This window comes from Hyphomicrobium nitrativorans NL23, from assembly GCF_000503895.1.
GTDB lineage: Bacteria > Pseudomonadota > Alphaproteobacteria > Rhizobiales > Hyphomicrobiaceae > Hyphomicrobium_C > Hyphomicrobium_C nitrativorans.
Genome location: NC_022997.1, coordinates 2858550 through 2879352, shown reverse-complemented (window position 1 = coordinate 2879352; position 20803 = coordinate 2858550). Strand labels below are relative to the sequence as shown.

The 20803-nt window shown below is 63.6% G+C and carries 20 protein-coding genes and 1 tRNA gene; 14 read left to right on the top strand and 7 right to left on the bottom strand.

From position 1 onward, the window contains the following. Positions 1 to 50: 50 nt before the first annotated feature. The 4 genes from W911_RS13390 to W911_RS18915 all read left to right on the top strand — a co-directional run bounded on the left by W911_RS13390 (position 51) and on the right by W911_RS18915 (position 5816). Positions 51 to 2366 carry an FdhF/YdeP family oxidoreductase gene (locus tag W911_RS13390; RefSeq protein ID WP_023788082.1) on the top strand — a complete coding sequence of 772 codons (2316 nt, stop codon included), beginning with the start codon at positions 51 to 53 and terminating at the stop codon, positions 2364 to 2366. A 117-nt stretch (positions 2367 to 2483) separates the two neighbouring features. After that, positions 2484 to 3707 carry an N-methyl-L-tryptophan oxidase gene (solA, locus tag W911_RS13385; protein WP_023788081.1) on the top strand — a complete coding sequence of 408 codons (1224 nt, stop codon included), beginning with the start codon at positions 2484 to 2486 and terminating at the stop codon, positions 3705 to 3707. Between the two features lie 191 nt (positions 3708 to 3898). Beyond that, positions 3899 to 4420 carry a PAS domain-containing protein gene (locus W911_RS13380; protein WP_023788080.1) on the top strand — a complete coding sequence of 174 codons (522 nt, stop codon included), beginning with the start codon at positions 3899 to 3901 and terminating at the stop codon, positions 4418 to 4420. Further along, positions 4395 to 5816, top strand: coding sequence for a methyl-accepting chemotaxis protein (locus W911_RS18915; protein ID WP_081717742.1), 1422 nt, complete (start codon positions 4395 to 4397; stop codon positions 5814 to 5816). Before W911_RS13380 ends, W911_RS18915 begins: the two co-directional genes overlap by 26 nt. Positions 5817 to 6025: 209 nt before the next feature. Here W911_RS18915 and W911_RS13370 read toward each other — a convergent pair. After that, positions 6026 to 6115: transfer RNA gene (locus W911_RS13370), tRNA-Ser, on the bottom strand. A 347-nt stretch (positions 6116 to 6462) separates the two neighbouring features. Between W911_RS13370 and W911_RS18910 the strand changes: the two genes are divergently transcribed. The 3 genes from W911_RS18910 to W911_RS13355 all read left to right on the top strand — a co-directional run bounded on the left by W911_RS18910 (position 6463) and on the right by W911_RS13355 (position 10375). Further along, complete coding sequence (locus W911_RS18910) at positions 6463 to 7290, top strand: septal ring lytic transglycosylase RlpA family protein (RefSeq protein WP_280113250.1); 828 nt, start codon at positions 6463 to 6465, stop codon at positions 7288 to 7290. Positions 7291 to 7367: 77 nt separating this feature from the next. Beyond that, positions 7368 to 8843: a Do family serine endopeptidase gene (locus tag W911_RS13360; protein WP_023788077.1), complete on the top strand. Its 1476-nt coding sequence runs from the start codon at positions 7368 to 7370 to the stop codon at positions 8841 to 8843. 212 nt (positions 8844 to 9055) lie between these two features. Beyond that, on the top strand, positions 9056 to 10375 hold the full coding sequence (locus W911_RS13355) for a replication-associated recombination protein A (protein ID WP_023788076.1): 1320 nt from the start codon (positions 9056 to 9058) through the stop codon (positions 10373 to 10375). 15 nt (positions 10376 to 10390) lie between these two features. Here W911_RS13355 and W911_RS13350 read toward each other — a convergent pair whose 3' ends face one another. Continuing rightward, positions 10391 to 12172 carry an inverse autotransporter beta-barrel domain-containing protein gene (locus tag W911_RS13350; RefSeq protein WP_023788075.1) on the bottom strand — a complete coding sequence of 594 codons (1782 nt, stop codon included), beginning with the start codon at positions 12170 to 12172 and terminating at the stop codon, positions 10391 to 10393. A 365-nt stretch (positions 12173 to 12537) separates the two neighbouring features. On the opposite strand from W911_RS13350, the gene W911_RS13345 reads away from it, so the two are divergent. From W911_RS13345 to W911_RS13320, 6 genes are all read left to right on the top strand, one after another. Next, the gene (locus W911_RS13345) at positions 12538 to 13029 is read left to right on the top strand and encodes a hypothetical protein (RefSeq protein ID WP_023788074.1); all 492 of its coding nucleotides are present in this window, start codon (positions 12538 to 12540) and stop codon (positions 13027 to 13029) included. A gap of 174 nt (positions 13030 to 13203) precedes the next feature. Then, positions 13204 to 13749: a type VI secretion system amidase effector protein Tae4 gene (locus tag W911_RS17465; RefSeq protein ID WP_023788073.1), complete on the top strand. Its 546-nt coding sequence runs from the start codon at positions 13204 to 13206 to the stop codon at positions 13747 to 13749. Positions 13750 to 13779: 30 nt separating this feature from the next. Then, on the top strand, positions 13780 to 14013 hold the full coding sequence (locus W911_RS13335; RefSeq protein WP_023788072.1) for a hypothetical protein: 234 nt from the start codon (positions 13780 to 13782) through the stop codon (positions 14011 to 14013). A gap of 40 nt (positions 14014 to 14053) precedes the next feature. Beyond that, entirely contained in the window at positions 14054 to 15067 is a 1014-nt protein-coding gene (locus tag W911_RS13330) for an RluA family pseudouridine synthase (RefSeq protein ID WP_023788071.1), read from the top strand. Positions 15068 to 15071: 4 nt separating this feature from the next. Further along, on the top strand, positions 15072 to 15773 hold the full coding sequence (locus W911_RS13325; RefSeq protein ID WP_174394677.1) for an HAD-IA family hydrolase: 702 nt from the start codon (positions 15072 to 15074) through the stop codon (positions 15771 to 15773). After that, positions 15770 to 16567, top strand: coding sequence for an ATP12 family chaperone protein (locus W911_RS13320; protein WP_023788069.1), 798 nt, complete (start codon positions 15770 to 15772; stop codon positions 16565 to 16567). Before W911_RS13325 ends, W911_RS13320 begins: the two co-directional genes overlap by 4 nt. On the opposite strand, the gene W911_RS13315 is transcribed toward W911_RS13320, so the two are convergent. Further along, positions 16524 to 17054, bottom strand: a complete 531-nt coding sequence (locus W911_RS13315) for an MgtC/SapB family protein (protein ID WP_023788068.1) — start codon at positions 17052 to 17054, stop codon at positions 16524 to 16526. The genes W911_RS13320 and W911_RS13315 overlap by 44 nt on opposite strands. Before the next feature lie 125 nt (positions 17055 to 17179). Continuing rightward, positions 17180 to 17443, bottom strand: coding sequence for a hypothetical protein (locus W911_RS13310; RefSeq protein WP_023788067.1), 264 nt, complete (start codon positions 17441 to 17443; stop codon positions 17180 to 17182). Positions 17444 to 17618: 175 nt separating this feature from the next. Between W911_RS13310 and W911_RS13305 the strand changes: the two genes are divergently transcribed. Beyond that, the gene (locus W911_RS13305; protein WP_023788066.1) at positions 17619 to 18137 is read left to right on the top strand and encodes a pilus assembly protein N-terminal domain-containing protein; all 519 of its coding nucleotides are present in this window, start codon (positions 17619 to 17621) and stop codon (positions 18135 to 18137) included. An 88-nt stretch (positions 18138 to 18225) separates the two neighbouring features. Here W911_RS13305 and lpxA read toward each other — a convergent pair whose 3' ends face one another. The 3 genes from lpxA to lpxD form a co-directional block, all read right to left on the bottom strand. After that, positions 18226 to 19032: an acyl-ACP--UDP-N-acetylglucosamine O-acyltransferase gene (lpxA, locus tag W911_RS13300; protein WP_023788065.1), complete on the bottom strand. Its 807-nt coding sequence runs from the start codon at positions 19030 to 19032 to the stop codon at positions 18226 to 18228. Further along, positions 19025 to 19528 carry a 3-hydroxyacyl-ACP dehydratase FabZ gene (gene fabZ / locus W911_RS13295; RefSeq protein ID WP_023788064.1) on the bottom strand — a complete coding sequence of 168 codons (504 nt, stop codon included), beginning with the start codon at positions 19526 to 19528 and terminating at the stop codon, positions 19025 to 19027. The genes lpxA and fabZ overlap by 8 nt, the downstream gene beginning before the upstream one ends. A gap of 63 nt (positions 19529 to 19591) precedes the next feature. After that, on the bottom strand, positions 19592 to 20644 hold the full coding sequence (gene lpxD, locus W911_RS13290) for a UDP-3-O-(3-hydroxymyristoyl)glucosamine N-acyltransferase (RefSeq protein WP_023788063.1): 1053 nt from the start codon (positions 20642 to 20644) through the stop codon (positions 19592 to 19594). Positions 20645 to 20803: the final 159 nt, after the last annotated feature.

The window sequence follows — 20803 nt, the reverse complement described above, 5'->3', positions numbered from 1 at the left end:
AGCCAATGAGGCAGCCTCGGCATATGCGGCGGCCCAATTGGGAGAGGTGGATGTCGGACGATGTGGAGTTCGAGCGATACGATCACCCGGCAGGAGGCTGGGGGTCTGTCAAATCGCTGGTGCGTCATTCGACGCGGCAGGGCGCCATCGGCACCGCGCCGGATCTCCTTCGCTATCACAACAAGCCCAAAGGATACATGTGTACCAGTTGCGCATGGGCAAAGCCGGCCGTCCCCCACAACGCCGAATTCTGCGAGAACGGCGCCAAGGCGACGTTCTGGGAGCTGACCTCGAACCGGGCGACGCCTGAATTCTTTGCAGGACATTCCGTGAGCGAATTGCTGGGCTGGTCCGACTTCGAGCTGGAGAACGAAGGCCGCCTCACGCACCCTATGCGCTACGACCGCGAGACCGACCGCTATCGTCCGGTGAGCTGGGACGAGGCATTTCGCGATATCGGAACGAAGCTCAAGGCGTTTGATCCCGAATCCGTCGTGTTCTATGCGTCGGGCCGCGCGTCCCTCGAAACATCTTACATGTATCAGCTGTTCGCGCGCCTCTATGGAAACAACAATCTTCCCGACAGTTCGAACATGTGCCACGAGACGACGTCCGTGGCTCTTCCCGAAAGCATCGGCACACCCGTTGGCACGGTGCTGCTCGAAGACTTCGAGGCGACCGATTGCATCTTCGCGTTCGGTCAGAATGTCGGTACGAATTCGCCGCGCCTGCTGCATAGCCTTCAGGAGGCCCGGGAGCGCGGCGCAAGAATTGTCGTCTTCAATCCTCTGCGCGAAAAGGGTTGGGAGGAATTCGTCAACCCTCAGCGTCCCGGCCAGATGATCGCACAAGACGCGACCCGGATCGCGACGCAATACTATCAGGTGAGGGCAGGGGGCGATATCGCAGCGCTGATCGGTGTGGCCAAGGCGCTGTTCGACTGGGACGGTGCCGCACGAAAGCGTGGAGAACGCTCCATCCTCGACGTCGACTTCATCGGCACGCACACCCATGGCTTCGAGACGTTTCGCGCATTCGCCGAAGAAACATCCTGGGCCGACATCGAACAGGAAAGCGGCCTCAATCGCGCGTCTCTGGAAGCCGCGGCCAAGACCTACAGCGAGGCCAAATCCGTCATAGCAGTTTACGGCATGGGCCTGACGCAGCATCGCCTCGGCGTCCACAACGTGCAGATGCTTGTCAATCTCCTGCTGCTGCGCGGCAACATCGGCCGGCCGGGCGCGGGCATATGTCCGGTCAGAGGCCATTCCAACGTGCAGGGCCAGCGCACCGTCGGGATTGCCGACAAGACCGAACTCGTTCCCCTCGATCGCTTGGCCGAGCAGTACGGCTTCTCGCCTCCCAGGAAAGACGGTCGAGCCACCATCGAAACCTGCGAAGGCGTGCTCGACGGTACGGTCCGCGCCTTCGTCGGTCTGGGCGGAAACTTCGTGCGGGCCGCCCCGGAGCACGGTCTGATGGAACCGGCTTGGACGAACCTCGACCTCTCCGTCCAGATCGCAACGAAACTCAATCGCACGCACCTTCTTGCAGCGAAAACCACGTATCTTTTGCCGTGTCTATCTAGGCTCGAAATCGACGAGCAGAAGTCTGGCCCCCAGATCGTGACCATCGAAGATTCGACCACCTGCATTCATGCGTCGCGCGGAATCGCGGAGCCCGCAAGCGAGCACCTGTTGTCGGAACCGAAGATTATCGCCGAGATCGCCAAGGCGACGTTGCCTCCCAATCCGAAGGTGCCTTGGGACGCGTGGGTGGATGACTACGGCCTCGTGCGCGATGCGATCGAAGAGACCTATCCGGATCAGTTTCGAAACTTCAACGAGCGTCTCGATCTTCCCGGCGGATTTCCGCGACCCGTCCCAGCCAGGGACCGGATTTGGGAAACAGATACGAAACGGGCGAATTTCAAAGTACCGAAAGCGCTGTGCGCAAGTTTCGACGACGGGCGGGATGGCGACGTCCTGCGCTTGATCACGCTCCGCTCGAACGATCAGTTCAACACCACCATCTACGGTGACGACGACCGATTCCGGGGGATCTACGGATCGCGGATGGTCGTGATGATGAACAAGGACGATATGCTTCGCTTTGGCATCTCTCAAGAAGCGGAGATTGCGCTCAGAACCGCTGTCGAGGACGGCGTCGAGCATCGTGTCGCGGGTTTCGCGGCTTTGGAATACGACATTCCCCCCGGCAATTGCGCCGCGTACTTCCCGGAATGCAATCCGCTCGTTCCGCTCTGGCAGTTTGCCGAGGAAAGCCGGACGCCGGCGGTCAAATCGCTTCCGGTTCGCATCGAGAAGATTGCGCCCGTCGCGCGTGAGGATTTACCCGCCGCTTAGGGCCTTTTCGCTGCGCGGAGCGGATGCGTTCTGCGGCGGCATTCGCTGGCGAACATCGAGCAATTGGAGGCCTTCTCTCCACGCGAGGCGGCCTGTATACAAACGTGGACCGACCGCATGTCCGCATGGCGCGGCCAGTGCTTCTTTGATCCTTTCGGTGAAGCGAACATGACCTCGTATGACGTGATTGTTGTCGGCGTGGGCGGCATGGGATCTGCGGCCTGCTGGCAATTGGCGCGACGGAGGAAGCGCGTCCTCGGCATAGAACGATACGACATCCCAAACGCTATGGGTTCCTCGCATGGCGTCAACCGCATTATCCGGCTCGCATACTTCGAGCATCCGAGCTACGTGCCCATCCTTCGGCGGGCTTACGAACTATGGCGCGAGACAGAGACGTTGGCAGGCGAGCAGCTCCTCCACGTCACCGGATCCATGGATATCGGCCAGGAAGGCAGCGACATCGTTCAAAAGTCGCTTGAGAGTTGCCGTCTGCATAGCCTGTCGCATGAGCTGTTGACGGCCTCAGAGGTCGCATCGCGCTATCCTGGATACGCACTTCCGGCCAACTATATGGCCCTCTACCAGGAGGACGGCGGCTTCGTTGCATCGGAGCGCGCGATCGTCGCGGCCGCCAAGCTGGCGTTGAACGCTGGCGCATCCCTGCGTGCACGAGAATCCTTCGTGGACTTCGAGCCGATAGCGGGAGGCGGAGTTCGCGTCCGGACCGACCGTGCGACGTACGAAACCGGCCAACTCGTCATCGCCGCTGGAGCGTGGGTCGGCGAATTGGTACCGATGCTGAAATCGCTCGCGGTGCCGGAGCGGCAAGTGCTCGGCTGGTTCCGGCCGAAGATCCCGAAGTTGTTCGAACCGGGAGCCTTTCCCGTTTCCAATCTGAAAAGCGACGTTGGTCACTTCTATCAGTTTCCGGAATGGAACGTGCCTGGGTTCAAGATCGGTCTGTACCATCACTTCAAGGAGCACGGTCCGGCAGACGGCCTCTCACGCGAACCTACATCCGCCGACGAAGATGCCCTCAGAAGGGGTCTGGCTGCGTTTTTCCCGGCAGCCGATGGCGACATTCTCGCCCTCAGAACGTGCATGTTCACGAACACGCCCGACGAGCATTTCATTCTCGACCGGCTGGCGGAGTGTCCTGAGGTGATCGTTGCGTCTCCGTGTTCGGGGCATGGCTTTAAGTTCGCAAGTGCAATCGGTGAGATCCTTGCAGACTTGGCGACCGAAGGAGCGAGCAAATTTGATCTCTCCCTGTTTGCGCTGGACCGGATGAGCCTTGCCAAATCGAGGGATTTTGCTCAGTCGGCCCAGGGGGCGTAGACCTAGTCTTCCAAGCACGCGCATGACCTCCCATCCAGTCGAAAAGTTTTGAATGGCGGTTTTAAAAGTTAAAACATTTCCATATCGGCAATTATATTAATACGTTGAATAGACATTCGTCGCCGTAGTTAATCCGTTTGCATTTTATTTAGCGAATTGAGGGCAATGTGGGGTCTTTAAAGGAGGCCTCGATGGTTGGCGTCATAACCCCTACGGGTATCGAGAGATATTTCGATGCGAGCGACATTATCGTTTCAAAAACAGATCTCAAAGGTCGGATTACGTATGCCAACCAGGTGTTTCTGAAAATAGCCGGTTATAGCGAGGCGGAGGTTGTCGGTCAGCCGCATCGGATCATTCGGCATCCGGACATGCCGCGCGCAATCTTCAAGTTCTTATGGGACGTCGTGTTCGAAGGCCGGGAGGTGTTTGCCTACGTCAAGAACATGACCAAGTGCGGCGACCATTACTGGGTGTTCGCGCACGTCACACCTTCCTTTGATCCAAACGGCGGGGTGGCTGGGTTTCATTCCAACAGGCGGGTGCCAAAACGATCCGCGATAGAGGCCGTGGACCCCCTTTACGCGGATCTCCTGCGGATTGAGGCGACGTATAAAAACGGGAAAGACGGGCTTTCGGCCAGCTTTCGGCACCTTCAGGATGTTGTGAAATCAAGGGGGAGCTCCTATGAGGAATTTGTCCTGGCTCTTTAACGTATCCTCGCTCTCCAAGGCTCTCGCCTCGGTCGTCGCCGCCGCTGCTGCGATTTCTGTTTCCGTTGTCGCGTACGCGTTGGGCCGGCCGGTGGTTGGGACGGCCGCCGGAGTGATCGCGTTGATGGCGAGCCTGTTCGGTGCGTTTCTTCTCTTTCGCGTCAGCCGGTTTGTGGACGAAATGCTGGAGGTTTCACGGTCCGTTTCAAGGGGGAATTTCGAAGCCCGCTTGGTTGGCGTCCGGGAGGGGGGCGACCTTGATCAATTAACACACGCGACTAACGATATGATCGACAGGTGTGACGCTTACGTCCGGGAATCGGCCGCTGCGATGCAGGCGGTGTGCGCAAACAAATACTTCCGGAAGATCCGCGAGGAAGGACTTCACGGTGCACTTCTCGCCGGAGCAAAAACTATTAATGAAGCGATGGCGGCGATCGAGACGCGCATCGAGACATTGGCCAGCGAGACCGGGAAGTTCGAAAACAACATCGGTGCCATCGTGGAGGGGGTGTCCAGCGCATCGGAGAGCCTGGGCGCGACGGCCGCCGGCCTGAGCACCGGGGCCAATGCCACTGCGGAGCGCGCGACGTCTGTCGCGGCCGCAACGGAGCAGGCGACAGCCAACATGCAGACGATCGCGGCCGCGTGCACCGAGCTTACGAGTTCGGCGAAGGAAATCAGCGTTCAGGCTGAGCGTTCGGCAAGGATGACGAACGAGGCGGTCGGGCGTGCCGCGGCGGCTGAGCGCACCATCGTGATGTTGAACGCCGCGGGCGAGCGGATCGGGCAGGTGGCCGAGCTTATCAGCGGCATCGCGGGCCAAACAAATCTGCTCGCATTGAACGCGACAATCGAAGCGGCCCGCGCCGGAGAAGCCGGCAAGGGTTTCGCGGTCGTTGCGGCCGAGGTGAAAACTCTGGCGAACCAGACGACGAAGGCAACGGCGGAAATCGGTGCGCACATTGCGGAAGTCCAGAGCGCGACGCGGGATGCCGTCGAGGCAATTGCCGACGTGGGCCGCATTATCGGCGTGGTCGATCAGACGACAGCTCAGGTGGCAGTGACGGTTGAGGCCCAAACACAGGCGACAAATGAAATTGCCTGCAACGTCGAGCAGGCATTCGCGGGGTTTAGGGAGGTTGCCGAAAACATACACGGCGTCACAGAGAACGCCGAGAAGACCGATAGTCTCGCGGCAACGACCAAGAACGCGTCAGGCACGTTGTCCGAGCAAGCACAGTTGTTGGCGTCCGAGGTGCGCAATTTTCTCTTGTCGCTTTACCGGGGGCCGTTGAGCCGAGGCCAAGTCGATGCCGGGGCTTCCGTCCGCCCTGAGTTGGAACTCTGCGCCGACAACGATGCTCCGTTGGAGCCGTTGGCTCAGGCCGCGTGATGCAACCCGTTGCGGCCCCGGAAGCTTGATTGGCCTCGTGAAAAATTTCGAAAGTTCGCGGTGCAGATCTGATGACGCGTTGTTTGTAAATCTGGCGGGCCTGAAGGGAGAAATTTCCAACTCTCCACAAAGCCCGCAGAGCTCGGGAGCAAGGCGACCCGGCGCAAGCGCCGCCCCCGCGGAGCGCCTCTGGCGCGTGAGCGATAAGATGGCGGATGGGGTGGGATTCGAACCCACGGTGGGCTTGCACCCACGCCGGTTTTCAAGACCGGTGCCTTAAACCACTCGACCACCCATCCCCGCGTCCCGGAGAGGCGCCTGCCTCGGGAGCGCCGGACCCTACACAGTCCCTGGCGCCCTCTCAAGGCCAGCTTGCGCCCTGCGCGGGGAAAGGCGGCCCGCCTCGGTCGCCGGCCCCCGCTTAACGGGATCGCAATCGCTCTCTGCCATCCTGCGAGGGCTTTTCGGCGAAGACCACGGAACAGTGGCGCCCGGCAAGCATCTAGGCAGGAAAGGCTCCGCAAAAGGAGCCGGGGTAGGCGTTATGTCGCGTATACATGGTCCAGGCGCAGCCGCGCCGGGCTCAATAGGATCCATTGCCCCCAGGGCGCTTTCTGACAGCGCGCGTAGCATCGCAGCGCTTGCCGTGTCGGCGGCTGTCGCGGCGACCGCCATGGGCGGTTGCGCAAGCAGCCAAAGCTCTGTCTCCAGCAGCCTGACGTCGGGTTCCGGCGCAGCCAGCCAGCCGAGCCGGTCCGCGAGCAAGGCGTTGTTTCCGGAATCGGAATGGGGCGTCTCCGCCAGCCGCCGCGTCGTCGGGCCGGGCGAGCGCATCCCCAAGGGCGGCGGCCACTACAAGGTGGGGCAGGCCTATCAGGTCGGCGGCCGCTGGTACCATCCGCGCGAGCAGCCCGATTACGATCGCGTCGGCATCGCCTCGTGGTATGGGCCGAAGTTCCATGGTCGTAAAACCGCGAACGGCGAGATCTTCGACATGTACGCGCTGACGGCGGCCCACCCCACGCTGCCGATGCCGAGTTACGCTTATGTGACGAACCCGGCCAACGGACGCACGGTGATGGTTCGCATCAACGACCGCGGCCCCTACGTAGGGGAGCGGATGATCGATCTCTCGCGTGAGACGGCGCGCGTTCTCGCTCTCAAGTCGGGCGGGACGGGGCGGGTGCGGGTTCAATATGCGGGTCCGGCCCCCCTCGATGGAGACGACAGCCGAGAGCGCCAGTTCCTGGCGAGCCGCGCGTGGAACACCGGAAACGGCCGGGAGGTGGCCGCGGTGGAACAGGCGGTTTCGGCCCATGAATGGGCGAACTACGAGGCGCGCGCACCGCGCCGTCCCGTGGAAGGAACGCGCTCGGCCCGGCACATGGTCCACAACCGTCGCCCGGCCCAGAACGCGTCGATGGACGGCGCCTGGTCGCCTTATGCCCATCGGGAGCGGATCGCGTCACGCTGACCGGCTTCCGCCGGCTGCCTCCTTACCCTATATCCTGCGCGACCGCTTTTGAGCCGAACGCGCAGGAAACCGATTTCATGCGATTCAATCTGAAGAAGATTGCCGTCCTCGGGGGGGCGACCCTCGCCGGAATGCTCGCTGTCGCCACGGGCGAGAGACACGCGAGTGCCCAGTTCCTCGATCAGCTTCTCGGCGGCGGCAGCGCAGAGCCGAAGGTGGAACGCCAAGTCCCGACCTCCCGCGAGGTTGTGCAGTATTCGTTCTCGCCCATCGTGCGGCGCGCGGCGCCGGCCGTGGTGAACGTTTACGTCCAGCGGCGCGTGCAGACGTTTTCCTCGCCGTTCGCGAACGATCCCTTTTTCCGCCAGTTCTTCGGCGATGCGTTCGGCCAGCCGTCCGAGCGCATCCAGAGCTCGCTCGGCTCCGGCGTCATCGTGAGCCCCGACGGCATCGTCGTCACCAACACGCACGTCATCCGCGGACGCGGCGAAGCGGAGATCCGCGTGGCGCTGGCCGACAAGCGCGAGTTCGACGCGCGCGTGATCAGCCAGGACGACAAGACCGACATCACCGTTCTGAAGATCGACGCGGGCGCCCAGACGTTCCCCACGCTCGACTTCGAGGATTCGGACAGCCTGGAAGTGGGCGACATGGTGCTCGCCATCGGCAATCCGTTCGGCGTCGGACAGACGGTGACGAGCGGCATCGTGTCCGCGCTCGCGCGCACGGAGGTGGGGCGCCACGAAGGGCAAATCTTCATCCAGACGGACGCCGCCATCAATCCCGGCAACTCGGGCGGCGCGCTTGTCGACATGTCGGGCAAGCTCGTCGGTATCAACACCATGATCTTCTCTCAGTCCGGCGGCTCGCAAGGCATCGGCTTCGCAATCCCCTCGAACCTCGTGAAGCTCTACGTGGAAGGCGCGGTCGAGGGCCGTCCGATCGAGCGTCCCTGGCTTGGAGCGCGCCTCGAAACCGTCACGCGCGATATGGCCGACGCACTGGGCCTGTCGCGCGTTGCCGGCGCCGTCGTTGCGCGTGTATCGGATCGGGGTCCCGCGGCCGAGGCCGGGCTCGAAGCCGGCGACGTCATTGTGCACGTCGATGGCTTCGAAGTCGCCGATGCCCGCGCGGTTCAGTATCGCCTGACGACGCGCGGCGTGGGCAGCACCGTACGCCTCGACGTCATCCGCAAGGGTCAGCCGCAGACGGTGGAGCTTCCGCTTATCGCAGCGCCGGAACCGGGGCGGGACGATGTGCGCAACCTCGTGGGCCGCCACCCACTCGACGGCGCGCGCGTTTCGAACATTCTCCCCGGTGTTGCGGACGAACTGGGAATTGACGAGGCGGCAGGCGTGGTCGTCGTGTCCGTCCGGCGAGGCTCCACGGCCGCGCGCCTCGGGTTTCAGCCGGGCGACGTCATCGTCGAAATCGGCGAGGCTCCGGTCGCGAACGTTGGCGATCTCGAAGCTCTCCTCGCAGGCCGTCAGCGGTTATGGTCGGTGGCGGTGCGTCGCGCCGATAAGGTCTTCAACCTTCAGGTGCCGGGATAGCGCTCCTGTCATCCCGGCCAAGTGGCGCGCAGCGGAACGCAGAGCCGGGACCCAGGAAAAGCTCCTACCGCGAAATATCGCGTCTTCGACGTGTCTTGCACTGGGTCCCGGATAAGGCTTCGCCTTTCCGGGATAACAAGGGGAGGGGGCGGCAGCCAGGACACAACGGCGCATTACTTCAATCTCGACTGGAAAGTCTCTAACATCTCCCCATGAGCAATCTCTTCGAAGCGGCCGGGCTGGAGAAGGGCGCGCCGCGCCCGCTCGCAGACCGTTTGCGCCCCACCAAGCTTTCCGAAGTCGCAGGCCAGCCGCATCTCGTCGGGCCTGACGGTACGCTGACGCGCTTTCTCAGCGCAGGCCGCCTGCCGAGCCTCGTGCTGTGGGGCCCGCCGGGGTGCGGAAAGACCACCATCGCGCGCCTGCTCGCGCACGAGACGAAGCTCGAATTCGAGCAACTCTCCGCGATCTTCTCGGGCGTGGCCGAGTTGCGCAAAGCCTTCGATCGGGCCAAGGCGCGCCGCGAGCAAGGCCGCGGCACGCTGCTCTTCATCGACGAGATCCACCGCTTCAACCGCTCCCAGCAGGACAGCTTCCTGCCGTACATGGAAGACGGCACGATCACGCTCGTCGGCGCGACGACGGAAAACCCGTCGTTCGAGATCAACGCAGCCGTGCTCTCTCGCGCGTCCGTGCTCACGCTGAACCGTCTCGACGACGACGCGCTGGAAGACCTGATCAAGCGCGCCGAAGCGGAGGAGGGGCGCGAGCTGCCGCTCGACGCCGACGCCCGCGAAGCCATCAAGTCCATGGCGGACGGCGACGGCCGTTCGATCCTGAACCTCTCCGAAGAAGTGCTCGCGACGGTGAAGCCCGGCACGAAGCCGCTCGAGCGCGAAGCGCTCGTGAAGCTCGTCCAGCGTCGCGCCCCGCTCTACGACAAGAGTCGCGAAGGCCATTACAACCTGATCTCGGCGCTGCATAAGGCCGTGCGCGGCTCCGATCCCGACGCCGCGCTCTACTACTTCTGCCGGATGCTGGACGGCGGCGAGGATCGTCTGTTCCTCGCGCGCCGCATCGTGCGCATGGCGGTCGAGGACATCGGCCTCGCCGACCCGCAGGCGCTCGTCGTCGCGAATGCCGCGAAGGACGCCTACGATTTTCTCGGCAGTCCGGAAGGCGAATTGGCATTGGCGGAAGCCGTGATCTACGTCGCCACCGCGCCGAAATCGAACGCGAACTATGTGGCCTACAAAGCCGCCATGCGCGCCGCGAAAGAGCATGGGTCTCTGAGCCCGCCGAAGGTCATCCTGAATGCGCCGACCAAGCTGATGGAAGAGGAAGGTTACGGCGACGGCTATCTCTATGATCACGACCAGCCGGATGCGTTCTCAGGCCAGAACTACTTCCCGGACGAGTTCAAGCGGCGCCCCAAATTCTACGATCCGCCCGAGCGCGGCTTCGAGCGCGAGCTGGCCAAACGCCTATCTTACTGGGATAGCCTGCGCAAAAAGCGCGGCGGCGAAAGCTGACGCGCGAACTCGGCGCTATGGGCAATTGCCGATATTGAACTCCAAACTGCCCGTCACCCCGGCAGCGTTGCAGAACCCATTACCAAAAGTCGTCCCGGGCTCGACCGTGTTGCCCGCTCCGCTGAACGTGATGTTGCTGCCGCTGGCCAGGATGCCTTCGCCGCCAAATGTCCCCTTCAGAACCGATTCGTTCAGGGTTAGATCGGTGTTGTGTAATACGTGGATGCCTCTGTTCCCGGCGTTCTCGATAGTCATGCCGGAAATACGCGCGGTGCCTCCGAGCACAAAATAAAGACCGTCCGTGCCGACATTGCGCATTTCGATGTCGGTCGCGCTCAAATAGCTATTTGTGCCAACAAAGATACCGCTGCGGACAGGATCGACGATTGTTGTGTTCGACACAGTCAACGAACTGTTGCTTTCAATATGGATGCCGTGAGACGCAGTTTGTTGCACTAGACTGTTGGAGATGGCGACCGACGTCTCGAATCCCAGAAAGATTCCAACGTGGTTTGTGTTGGACACGTTGACGGAATCGATATGGACGTTGGTGCTGCCTGAGAAAACCTGAATACCGAAGTTGTTGGAATTCGAGCCGCCGCCCGTCAAGTCCAAGCCCGCAATGTGCGTGTTTGAAGACAAGGCGGCCAGAACGGGACCGAAGTAGGCGTCATGCGTCACCGCTGGTCGCGAACCCGGTGCCGTGAAATCGACGACGATTCCGGACGTGACGCCGCGCACCTGAATGGTTGAGCCGCCTCCCTGCAGCGTTTGATCGCCTTGCAGTTCTTGAGCGCCGTTGATGTTGCCTGTGGCGATGATGAGGGAGTTCGCGCCTGCAGATGTGGAGGCGGTGGTGATGTCTGCCGCGCCGTCGGCCCTGGCGACGCGGTCGAAGCGGACGCCGGTTTTCGCGTCCTCGACGGCCTCTGTGATGCTGGAAGCACTGCTCGATGACGTGGTGGTCGTGCCGGTGACGACGTCGGTGTCGCGTTCCAAGCCTTCCGACATGCGCCGCTCCTGCGCGGTGAGCGAGCGGGAGGCGACGCGCGTGCCGCTGTCGCCGAAGGGCAGCCGCAGGCGTGCGCCGATTTCGACGCGGTCATCGCGTAGCTGGTCGTGAGAGTACTCCGCTTCGATCGTGAGGCGCGAACCTGCCCAGCGAGCGATCACGTCGTCCATACGCCATTCGGCGCGCACACGCGGGCCTGAGACAGAGTTCGGCAAATCCGAATGATCGAAGTGGAAGGCGCCCGCATAGAGGCGGAGTTCGTGGCTAGGCCCGGTGAGATCGAGCGGGGTCGACAAGATCTTGGCGCCGATCTCGGCGTCGAAACCGTGAAGCGCGAGCTCGTCGAGCATCGTCGTCGTGGTGATGCCGGTCGTCGTGAGGCCAATGCTCGTGCCGGTCAAATTAATGATTGGCGCGGCCGTCGGCGTAAACGTCGACGATCTGAAAAGCGTCTCGCTGTCGTTCAGCGGCAGGTAGGCATTGGCGCGAACGTCCCAGCGGTCGGAGAGGGCTTCGATCCCACCCGCGAACTGGTGGAAGGTGTTGCCGAACTGGCTTTCGCGGATGTCGTAGCCACCCCAGAGGCCGAGGTTCCAGCCGTTGGCCTGCATCTGCCGGTACCCGAGCGCGAAGTTGCCCTCGCGCATATCGTCCTCGAAGAGCTTGCCGCGGGCTTCGCCGAAAAGAACGGAGTTGTGGCTCTGTGCGAGCGGGACCCAGAGGGCCGCTTCGCCGCGGCTTGAATCGTTCGAGCCGTAGAAGCCGCCGAGTTCGAGCCAGGGCATCCACTTGGGAGCTATCAGGTCCTGAGCGCAGACCTGGGGGGCAGTAGCGAGCGCGATAGCGAATGGTGCGAACGCGCATGCCCGTCGTGTTCGGCTTGCCGGCCGCATATCACCAGGCCCTTCGTTTGTTTATCCACTCTGGGACAGGGTGGCCCGATTCGACGAAAAATAGAAAATATTAATTGTAGTCAATGAGATAGGTGCGATTGTCAGCGGGAAATCATCACGGATGCCAAGTCGGCCGGCAGGTTTTGCCACCAGTCTCCTGCGAGACAGCTTGAGACGCGACTTCAGCGCATGATCCGCTTCCTGATGGACATCATTCGCGGGCCAAGATAGATTCTGTGCTCGTGTGGGAGGCGAACATGACCCGGATCTTTCTCGCGATCGCCACTGCACTTTTGGCTTCGGCAACACTTTTCGGCACACCGGCCGAGGCGTGCATCTCTTGCGAGTACACGCCCGAGGTCGTCAACACGCCGAACCCGAACGCCAGGGGCAAGCAGCCCCGGCGTCATCAGGCGAAGCAGAAGCAGCGCTCCCCCGCAAAGAGCCAGGCCGCCAGGAAGGCGCAGCCCGCGAAGGCGAAGGCCCAGCAGGTCAAAGCCGCGCCTGCGCCAGCCCCCGCACCCGAGATCGCCAAGGCCGAGCCCGAACCCGCCGTCGTCGAGGCCGCGCCCGAGACCCAGGCCGAGAAGGTCGAGACCGGTCCGCGCCTCACCGGCAGCTCTGCGCTGATGCAACATTCGATTCCCCGCGAAGAAGAGCCCGAGCCCGTCGCGGCCGCCGAGGCGGAGCACCTCTGCAAGAAGTTCGTCCCGGCCATCGGCTCGACGGTCTCCGTCCCCTGCGAATAGGTTCGCCGAGCAGGGGGCGGCATCGGCCCGGCGCCTGCCCTGCCGGAGCTTGAGCCGTCAAGCGAAGCCAGGCCGAGGACGATCTGGTCAAGCCCCACCCCGCCGTCCTATAGTCCGCCCCGCGGCCGAAACGGCGGGGAACGTGCTGCGAGTAAGGGGTAGGGGAAGCGTTCCATGATTGAGTTCAACGATCTCTGGCGCGGGCATCCGATCAATCAGAGCATGCAGTCGCCCTGCATTGCGCCGCACAACCTCACCAACATGGAGGGGAGGGCGATCTTGCGCGGGTTCCCGGTGTTCTCCAACCAGTGTGCGATCCGCATGGGCATCGCGCTGCGCCAGGCTGGCGTGCAGCCGGCTCAGCTTTCCGGCATCACCCATTGCGGCGTCCATCCCCGCTCCGACATGCACTTCATCAATGCCACACAGCTCGCAAACGGTATCGCGCGCGGCGGCATCGCGGGCCTGGGACCGAGGGAGCGCTACGCAGCCGCCGAGGCCGCCGAGTTCTATCCCAAGATCTTCGGCCGCACCGGCATCATCTACATCCAGGACTACTGGCGCCGCTCCACAGATTCGGGCCGCCCCACCGGGGATCACATCGATGTCTGGAACGGCTATCGCTCGTCTGCCAAGTGGCTGATGGAGTGGTTCTCCTGGCTCGGTTATTACTCCAACTACGCCGAGGCCGGAGAGATCTGGTTCTGGGAAGTGAAATAGGCGGCACCGGCCGCGCGCTGAGGAGGGCCCATGCGCTATCTCGTCTCCATGATTTTCGCTCTCGCCGGTCTTATGGTCGCCGTGCTGTATCTGAGTTCGGAAGTTGCCAACTGGGTGGTGGCTCAGCAGTCGTTCGACAGCCCGGATTCGGCGGGCAGCATGCACATGCTGGCCTTCATCGCGACCAACTTCGCCGCCCTTGTCGTGGGCTGGATCGTCGGCTGGATCGTCGCGACGCCATTTGCCGGTGACGAAGCCGGCTGAGCCGCAGGGCTCGCATTCTTTAGAAAGGCGCCGGCAGAACATGACGGATCGCTCAAACGAGCGCGTCGAGACGATCGAGGTCGCGGAGCGCGAGGCTGGCATGCGCCTCGACCGCTGGTTCCGCACGCACTTTCCCGAGATCGGTCACGGCTATTTGCAAAAGCTCCTGCGCTCCGGCCAGGTGCGCGTGGATGCGCGCCGTGTCGAGGCCAACGAGCGCCTCGAAGCGGGCGCGCAGGTTCGCGTTCCGAAAGCCGCACGCACGCCTCGCGAAGGCGGACAGGGAAGCAGCAAATCAACCACGCCCTCCACCTCCAAGGCCGACCGCGATCTGATCGAGAGCATGATCCTCTACGAGGACGATGACGTGCTCGTCCTCGACAAGCCGTTCGGCATCGCCGTGCAGGGCGGCACCGGCACGCGTCGGCATATCGACGGCATGCTTGCCGGAATGGCCGACCGCTTCGGAGACCGTCCGCGCCTCGTCCATCGCCTCGACCGCGACACGACGGGCGTGCTGCTCGTCGCCAAGCACCGCGCAGCGGCTGCCAAGCTCGGCCGCACCTTCCAGACGCGCTCGGCCGCCAAGACCTATTGGGCTCTCGTCAAGGGCGTGCCGAAGCCGCATCAGGGAAAGATCGAGGTGCCCCTCGTCAAGGCGGCCGGCCCAGACGGCGACCGCGTGCGTCGAGCGCGCCCCGGCGAGCAGAAAGAAGCCATGCACGCGACGACGCATTATTCCGTCGTTGACCGCGCGGCGCACAAGGCGTCCTGGGTGTCCCTGAAGCCGGTCACGGGCCGCCAGCACCAGCTTCGCGCGCACATGGAGTTGATCGGCAACACCATCGTCGGCGACAACAAGTATGACGGCGGCATGGATTTGCCCGCAGAAAACATTACGCCGAAGCTGCACCTCCACGCGCGCCGCCTCGTGATTCCGCATCCTGCCCGCGAGGGCAAGATCGACGTCACCGCGCCCTTGCCGCCGCATATGCAGGAAACGTGGGATCTCCTCGGCTTCGATGTCCGCCGCTTCGACAAGGACGACGGGTGACGCCATGTCGAGCGCGCGCCCCCCTGTGAAGCTCGTCATCTTCGATTGCGACGGCACGCTCGTCGACAGCCAGCACATGATCGTGGCGGCGATGACGGATGCGTTCGCGTCGCAAGGCCGCGTTGCGCCCCCGCGCGAAAGCGTCGTCGGCGTCGTCGGCCTCTCCCTCGACTGGGCCATCGCGCGCCTCGTGCCGGAGGAGACCGATCCCGTCGTGATCGAGCGCCTGTCGGAGGCCTACAAAGAGGCCTTCCGCGAGCGGCGTCTCGGTCCGGATCACACCGAGCCGCTCTACGATGGCGTACGCGACGTGCTGGATCGTCTGGCCGCCCGCGAGGACGTATCGCTCGGCATCGCCACCGGCAAATCGCGCCGCGGGCTCGACGCCGTGCTTGAGCGCGAGGGCATCGTCCATCATTTCCGCACCATCCAGACGGCGGACACGCACCCCTCGAAGCCTCATCCGTCGATGATCTTCGCCGCCATGAGCGAGGCGGTGGCCGAGCCTGTCGATACGGTGATGATCGGCGACACGACATTCGACATCGAGATGGCGCTGGGCGCGGGCACGTCGTCCATCGGCGTGGCGTGGGGGTATCACCCGGTGGATGCGTTGCGGGCGGCAGGCGCCCACCACGTCACCGCCGATTGTGCCGAGCTTGGGCGGACGCTCGACCGATTGATGTTCGAACGGCAGGTAGGATGACGGAAGACGAACGTAAGAGCGCGAACGGGAGCGCCAACGGACAAGGCAAGGAGCCGATGACGGTTCCCGTCAAAGACGCCTTGCGGCCGCCTTTGCCGAAGCGCTTCTACAAGTCGGCGTCGGTCGAGTCCCGTGACGGCGCTTTCGCAATCCTGCTCGACGGGCGGCCTGTCCGCACGCCGGGGAAGCGCCTGCTTGCGGTGAGCGTTATAGCCCTCGCCGAAGCGGTGGCCGCCGAATGGGAGGCGCAGGGCGAACGGATCGATCCGGCGACCATGCCTCTCACGCGGCTCGCCAACACAGCAATCGATGCGGTGTCCGACAAGATGCACGAGGTCGCCGATGACATCGCGGCCTTCGCGGCGAGCGATCTCCTCTGCTACCGCGCGGAGGCGCCCGAGGGGTTGGTCCGCCGTCAGGCGGAGGCGTGGGACCCGCCGCTCGCGTGGGCGCGGGACGCATTGGGCGCCGGCTTGACCGTTCAGGCCGGCTTGATGCCGGTGGATCAGCCAGCCGAAGCCATCGCGTCCGTGCGCGGCGCGCTCGCCCCCCTCGACGCGTTGAGCCTCGCCGCCACGCACGTGCTCACGACGTTGACGGGGTCGGCCATTCTGGCGTTGGCCCACGTCGAAGGACGGCTCACTCTTGAAGAGGTTTGGGCCGCTGCGACGGTCGACGAGCGCTGGCAAAGCGACCTATGGGGGCGCGACGCGGAGGCGGAGGCGAGAATGGCGGAACGCCTTGCCGAAGCTACGGCCGCCGCTCGGTGTCTTCGTCTTCTACGGTCTCGATGATGAGTGTCGGCCTGCGCGGCACGTCCGGCTGCGGCTGAGCGAAGTGCGCGAGCTTGAGGATGCCGAACGCGAGCAGCGCGGCGATGATGGCGAGCAGGTAATTGCCCGTGCCGGCTGCGACGCCGAGCGCTCCCGCCATCCACATCCCGGCCCCGGTCGTGAGTCCGCGTACCGTGTTCCTGCCCTGAATAATCACGCCGGCGGCAAGAAACGCCACGCCCGCCGTCACCGCCTCGATGATACGGATCGGATCGGCGTTGGCTTGCATCTGGCTTTGACGCACCGTCTCGTAAATCTCGAACGTAATGACCGTGAACACGGCGGCTGCGAGCGCAACGAGCATGTAGGTTCTGAGACCGGCGGGTCGAGCCTGCTCTTCGCGATCCCAGCCGAGCAGGCCGGCAAGCGCCGCGGCAAGCAATAAGCGAAAGCCCACCTCCAGGTGAGCCAGAAGGCCAGTCGAATGCAGCAGCTCGAGCGAGGTCACAGTCTGAGTCCCCCAACAAACGAGTCAGCGAGCCATAAGAATAAGACGAATTATCTTATAACGGAAAGACAAACGCGTAAGATCTTCACAGGCTGCCGTTCCGGAGCGTGCCGGGTCGTCGTCGGTCAGTCGTTATCCCTGCGGGGCACCGTGATATCGACGCCAGGAGCTTGGATGCGGGTGCCGCTCTCGTTCGTGTCGACCGACGTCCCCGGAGCATTGACGGTCGTGCCTGTGTTGTCGCTTTCGACGCGCGTCCCCGGTGCATCGACACGCGTCTCTGCGCCGCCCGTGACGGGAGAGGGGCCCCTATCCTGCGCAATGACGATCATGCCGACGAGAACGACGGCAAGGGCGGCGACGGCAATCAAAACGGTCGGGCGAGACATTCACGGCTCCTCTTCACGGCTCCTCGTTGAAGACGCGCGCCTGCATAACCGGCGAACGCAAAGAAGGTTCCCGCCGGGCGGGCGCGAGCCTCAAAGCCGGTCGTCCGTTAAATCTTCATTCATGATATCGGCGCCAAATGGCAAAGAGTTCCAAAGGGACAGGAGTGCCCGCCCCATGCTGCCGACCCACGCCCTCTTCGCGCGCCAGACGTGGCAAGCTCGCCGCGCCGTGACGATGGCGCTCGGCGCGTTTTTGGCCGGGGGCGCGCTGACCCTCGCTCCGGCGCACGCGGCCGATCTCGTGGTCGCCTACGACCAGTCGCAGCTCCTGCGCCTTCCGCGCACCGTGTCGAGCGTCATCATCGGCAATCCGTCGATCGCGGACGTGACCGTCCAGGGCGGCAACCTGCTCGTCGTGACCGGAAAGACATTCGGTATCACGAACATCATCGCGCTCGACGGCGAGCGTAACATCATCCAGGACCAGCGCGTGATCGTGACGCGAGACGAGGTCCGCACCGTGAACCTCAACAAGGCCGGAGAGCGTCAGTCCTATACCTGCACGCCGAATTGTTCGCCGATGCTCACCATTGGCGACGAAAAGGATTACTTCAGCACGATCTCGTCTCACGCCCAGACTAAAACCCGCATCTCGGAAGGCACGAGTGGGAGCGGTGGGGCGGAAGGCCAGTAGGCAGGAGCGGTGCGCCGGGCGCGCGTGAAACGCGTCGCTCCCCTCGCGGATCATCTCAGCGACGTGAAAACGTAAACGCGGACGCCGATCAGGCGTCCGCCGCGTTTTTGGGCGTGCACATGGAGCGCTTTCCGCCGGCCCGGATGAACGCGATGATTTCCATCACCGTCGGATGATCGCGGAATTCCTGCGCAACGTCGTCCACGCGCTCCAGCAGCGTGCCTTCGGCCGCAAACATCAGCCGATAGGCGCGGCGCAGGTCGTGGATCTGGCTGGCGGAAAAACCGCGCCGCTTGAGGCCGACGATGTTGAGGCCCGAGAGATACGCGCGATTGCCGAGCGCCATGCCGTACGGGATGAGATCCTGTTCGAGCCCGCTCATGCCGCCGAGGAACGCGTGGTCCCCGACGCGCGCGAACTGGATCACGGCCGCGCCGCCGCCCAGGATCGCGAAATCGCCGACCTCGACGTGCCCGGCCAGCATGACGTTGTTCGAGAAGATGACATTGTTGCCCACGTGGCAATCATGGCCCACGTGCGAATTGGCGAGGAACGCGCAGCCGTTGCCGACCGTCGTCGACATGCCGCCGCCCTCGGTGCCGGGATTGATCGTGACCCCTTCGCGGATCATGCAATCCGTACCGATCGACAGCGTCGAGGGCTCGCCGTGGTATTTGAGATCTTGCGGCTGATGCCCGATGGAGGCGAACGGGAAGATCCGCGTGCGTGCCCCGATCGTCGTCCGCCCCGTCACGACGGCGTGGCTGTGGAGCACGACGCCCTCGCCGAGCGAGACATCGCGCCCGACGATGGAGAACGGCCCGACAGTGACGCCGTCGGCGAGTGTTGCGCCGTCCTCGACGATCGCAGTCGGATGAATGTTCGTATCAGCCATTCTTGCTCGCCGCGAATGCACGAGCGTCTGCGGTGTCGGCGAGCATCGCGCTGATCTCGGCTTCGGCGACGGTCTGCCCATCGACTTTCGCTTCACCGTAGAAGCGCCACACGCGCCCGCGGTTGCGGATCTTACGCACGTGGTAGTGAAGCTGGTCGCCCGGCACCACCGGCTTGCGGAACTTGCACTTGTCGATGCCCATGAAGTAGACGAGCTCGGTCTTGTAGTCTTCGCCGAGGCTGTGCACGCAGAGCGCGCCCGCCGTCTGCGCGAGGCCCTCGATGATGAGGACGCCCGGCATGACGGGGTACTGCGGAAAGTGGCCCTGGAAGAATGGCTCGTTGATGGTGACGTTCTTGACGCCGACGCACGTCTCGTCGCCGTTGATGTCGTAGATCCGGTCGAGGAGCAGGAACGGGTAACGGTGCGGCAAGAGCTTCAAGATCTTGCCGATATCCGCCGTCTTCGGCAGGGCCTGCTTGGTCGCGTCGTCCATCCCCATCACACTCCGTCTTTCTCCTGACCTTTCGGGGCCGAAAGGAACAGGATCAATTCAATCTCATTTGCCGTCCGCGTCGTCGTCGTCGATGGAGCGACGCGCAAGCCGCTGGACGGCGGCAACTTCGCGAGCCCACTGCCTGAAGGGCCGCGCGGGCGTACCCGCCAGCACCGCTCCCGGCGGCACATCGCCCTTCGGGTGAGAGCCGCCGGCAATCTGTGCGCCGGTTCCGATCTTGATGTGGCCGATTGCGCCAGACTGGCCGCCCATGACCACGAAATCGCCGAGTTCGGCCGATCCCGCGATGCCGACTTGCCCGACGATGACGCAATGCCGTCCGATCACCGCGTTGTGCCCGATCTGCACGAGATTATCAATTTTTGTGCCTTCGCCGATGATGGTATCCTTAAGCGCCCCACGGTCGACGGCCGAGTTGGCGCCGATTTCCACGTCGTCCTGGATGATCACACGCCCCACCTGCGGCACTTTGAGATGCCCGGTCCGGCCCATCGCGAAACCGAAGCCGTCCTGCCCGATTCGGACGCCTGCGTGCAGGATGACCCGGTTCCCGATCAGGGCATGAATGACGGAGACGAGGGGGCCGATGTAGCAGTCGCGCCCGATGGTCACGCGGTATCCCACGACGGCGCCCGCAGCCACCCGCGTGCCGCGCCCGATGCGGGCTTCCGGGCCGACGATCGCCCCCGGCTCGATGATGGCGCCGTCCTCGATCACCGCCGAGCGCGCGATCCGCTCCTCGGTTCCGCCTTCCGCAGCCTTGCTGTGCATGGCTTCCGGATAGAACAGGAGCAGGGACTTGGCGAAGGCCTGGTAGGGAGTGGGCGTCGTCAGCGCGACGGTGCCGGCCGGCACGCGCGGCAGGAAGCGAGGGTCGACAAGGCAGGCGCCGGCCTGCGTTGCGAGAAGCTGCGGCAGATACTTGCGGTTCTCGAAGAACGAGAGCTGCCCTGATCCGGCTTCCGAGAGCGGCACGACATCGTCCACCAGCCGGTCGGCCTGGCCCGTTTCGCCCTGCACCTCGGCACCCGTCGCCGCGGCAACCTCGGCCAGCGTGAACGGCCCGGCTTTGCGGAAGAAACCGGGATGGTTCATGAGGAAGCCTCTCGAACGGGTGCTGGATCTGTTGGCGCAAAAGGGAAGCGAACCCCTCGGGCCAGAGCCCGCGAAACCGCCGCGTCCCTCTCTTAAAGCTTGGAGTGCGTCCGGTCCAGACTGCCCCCTAGCCAGTCCGCATGTTTGGCGTTCGCGCAG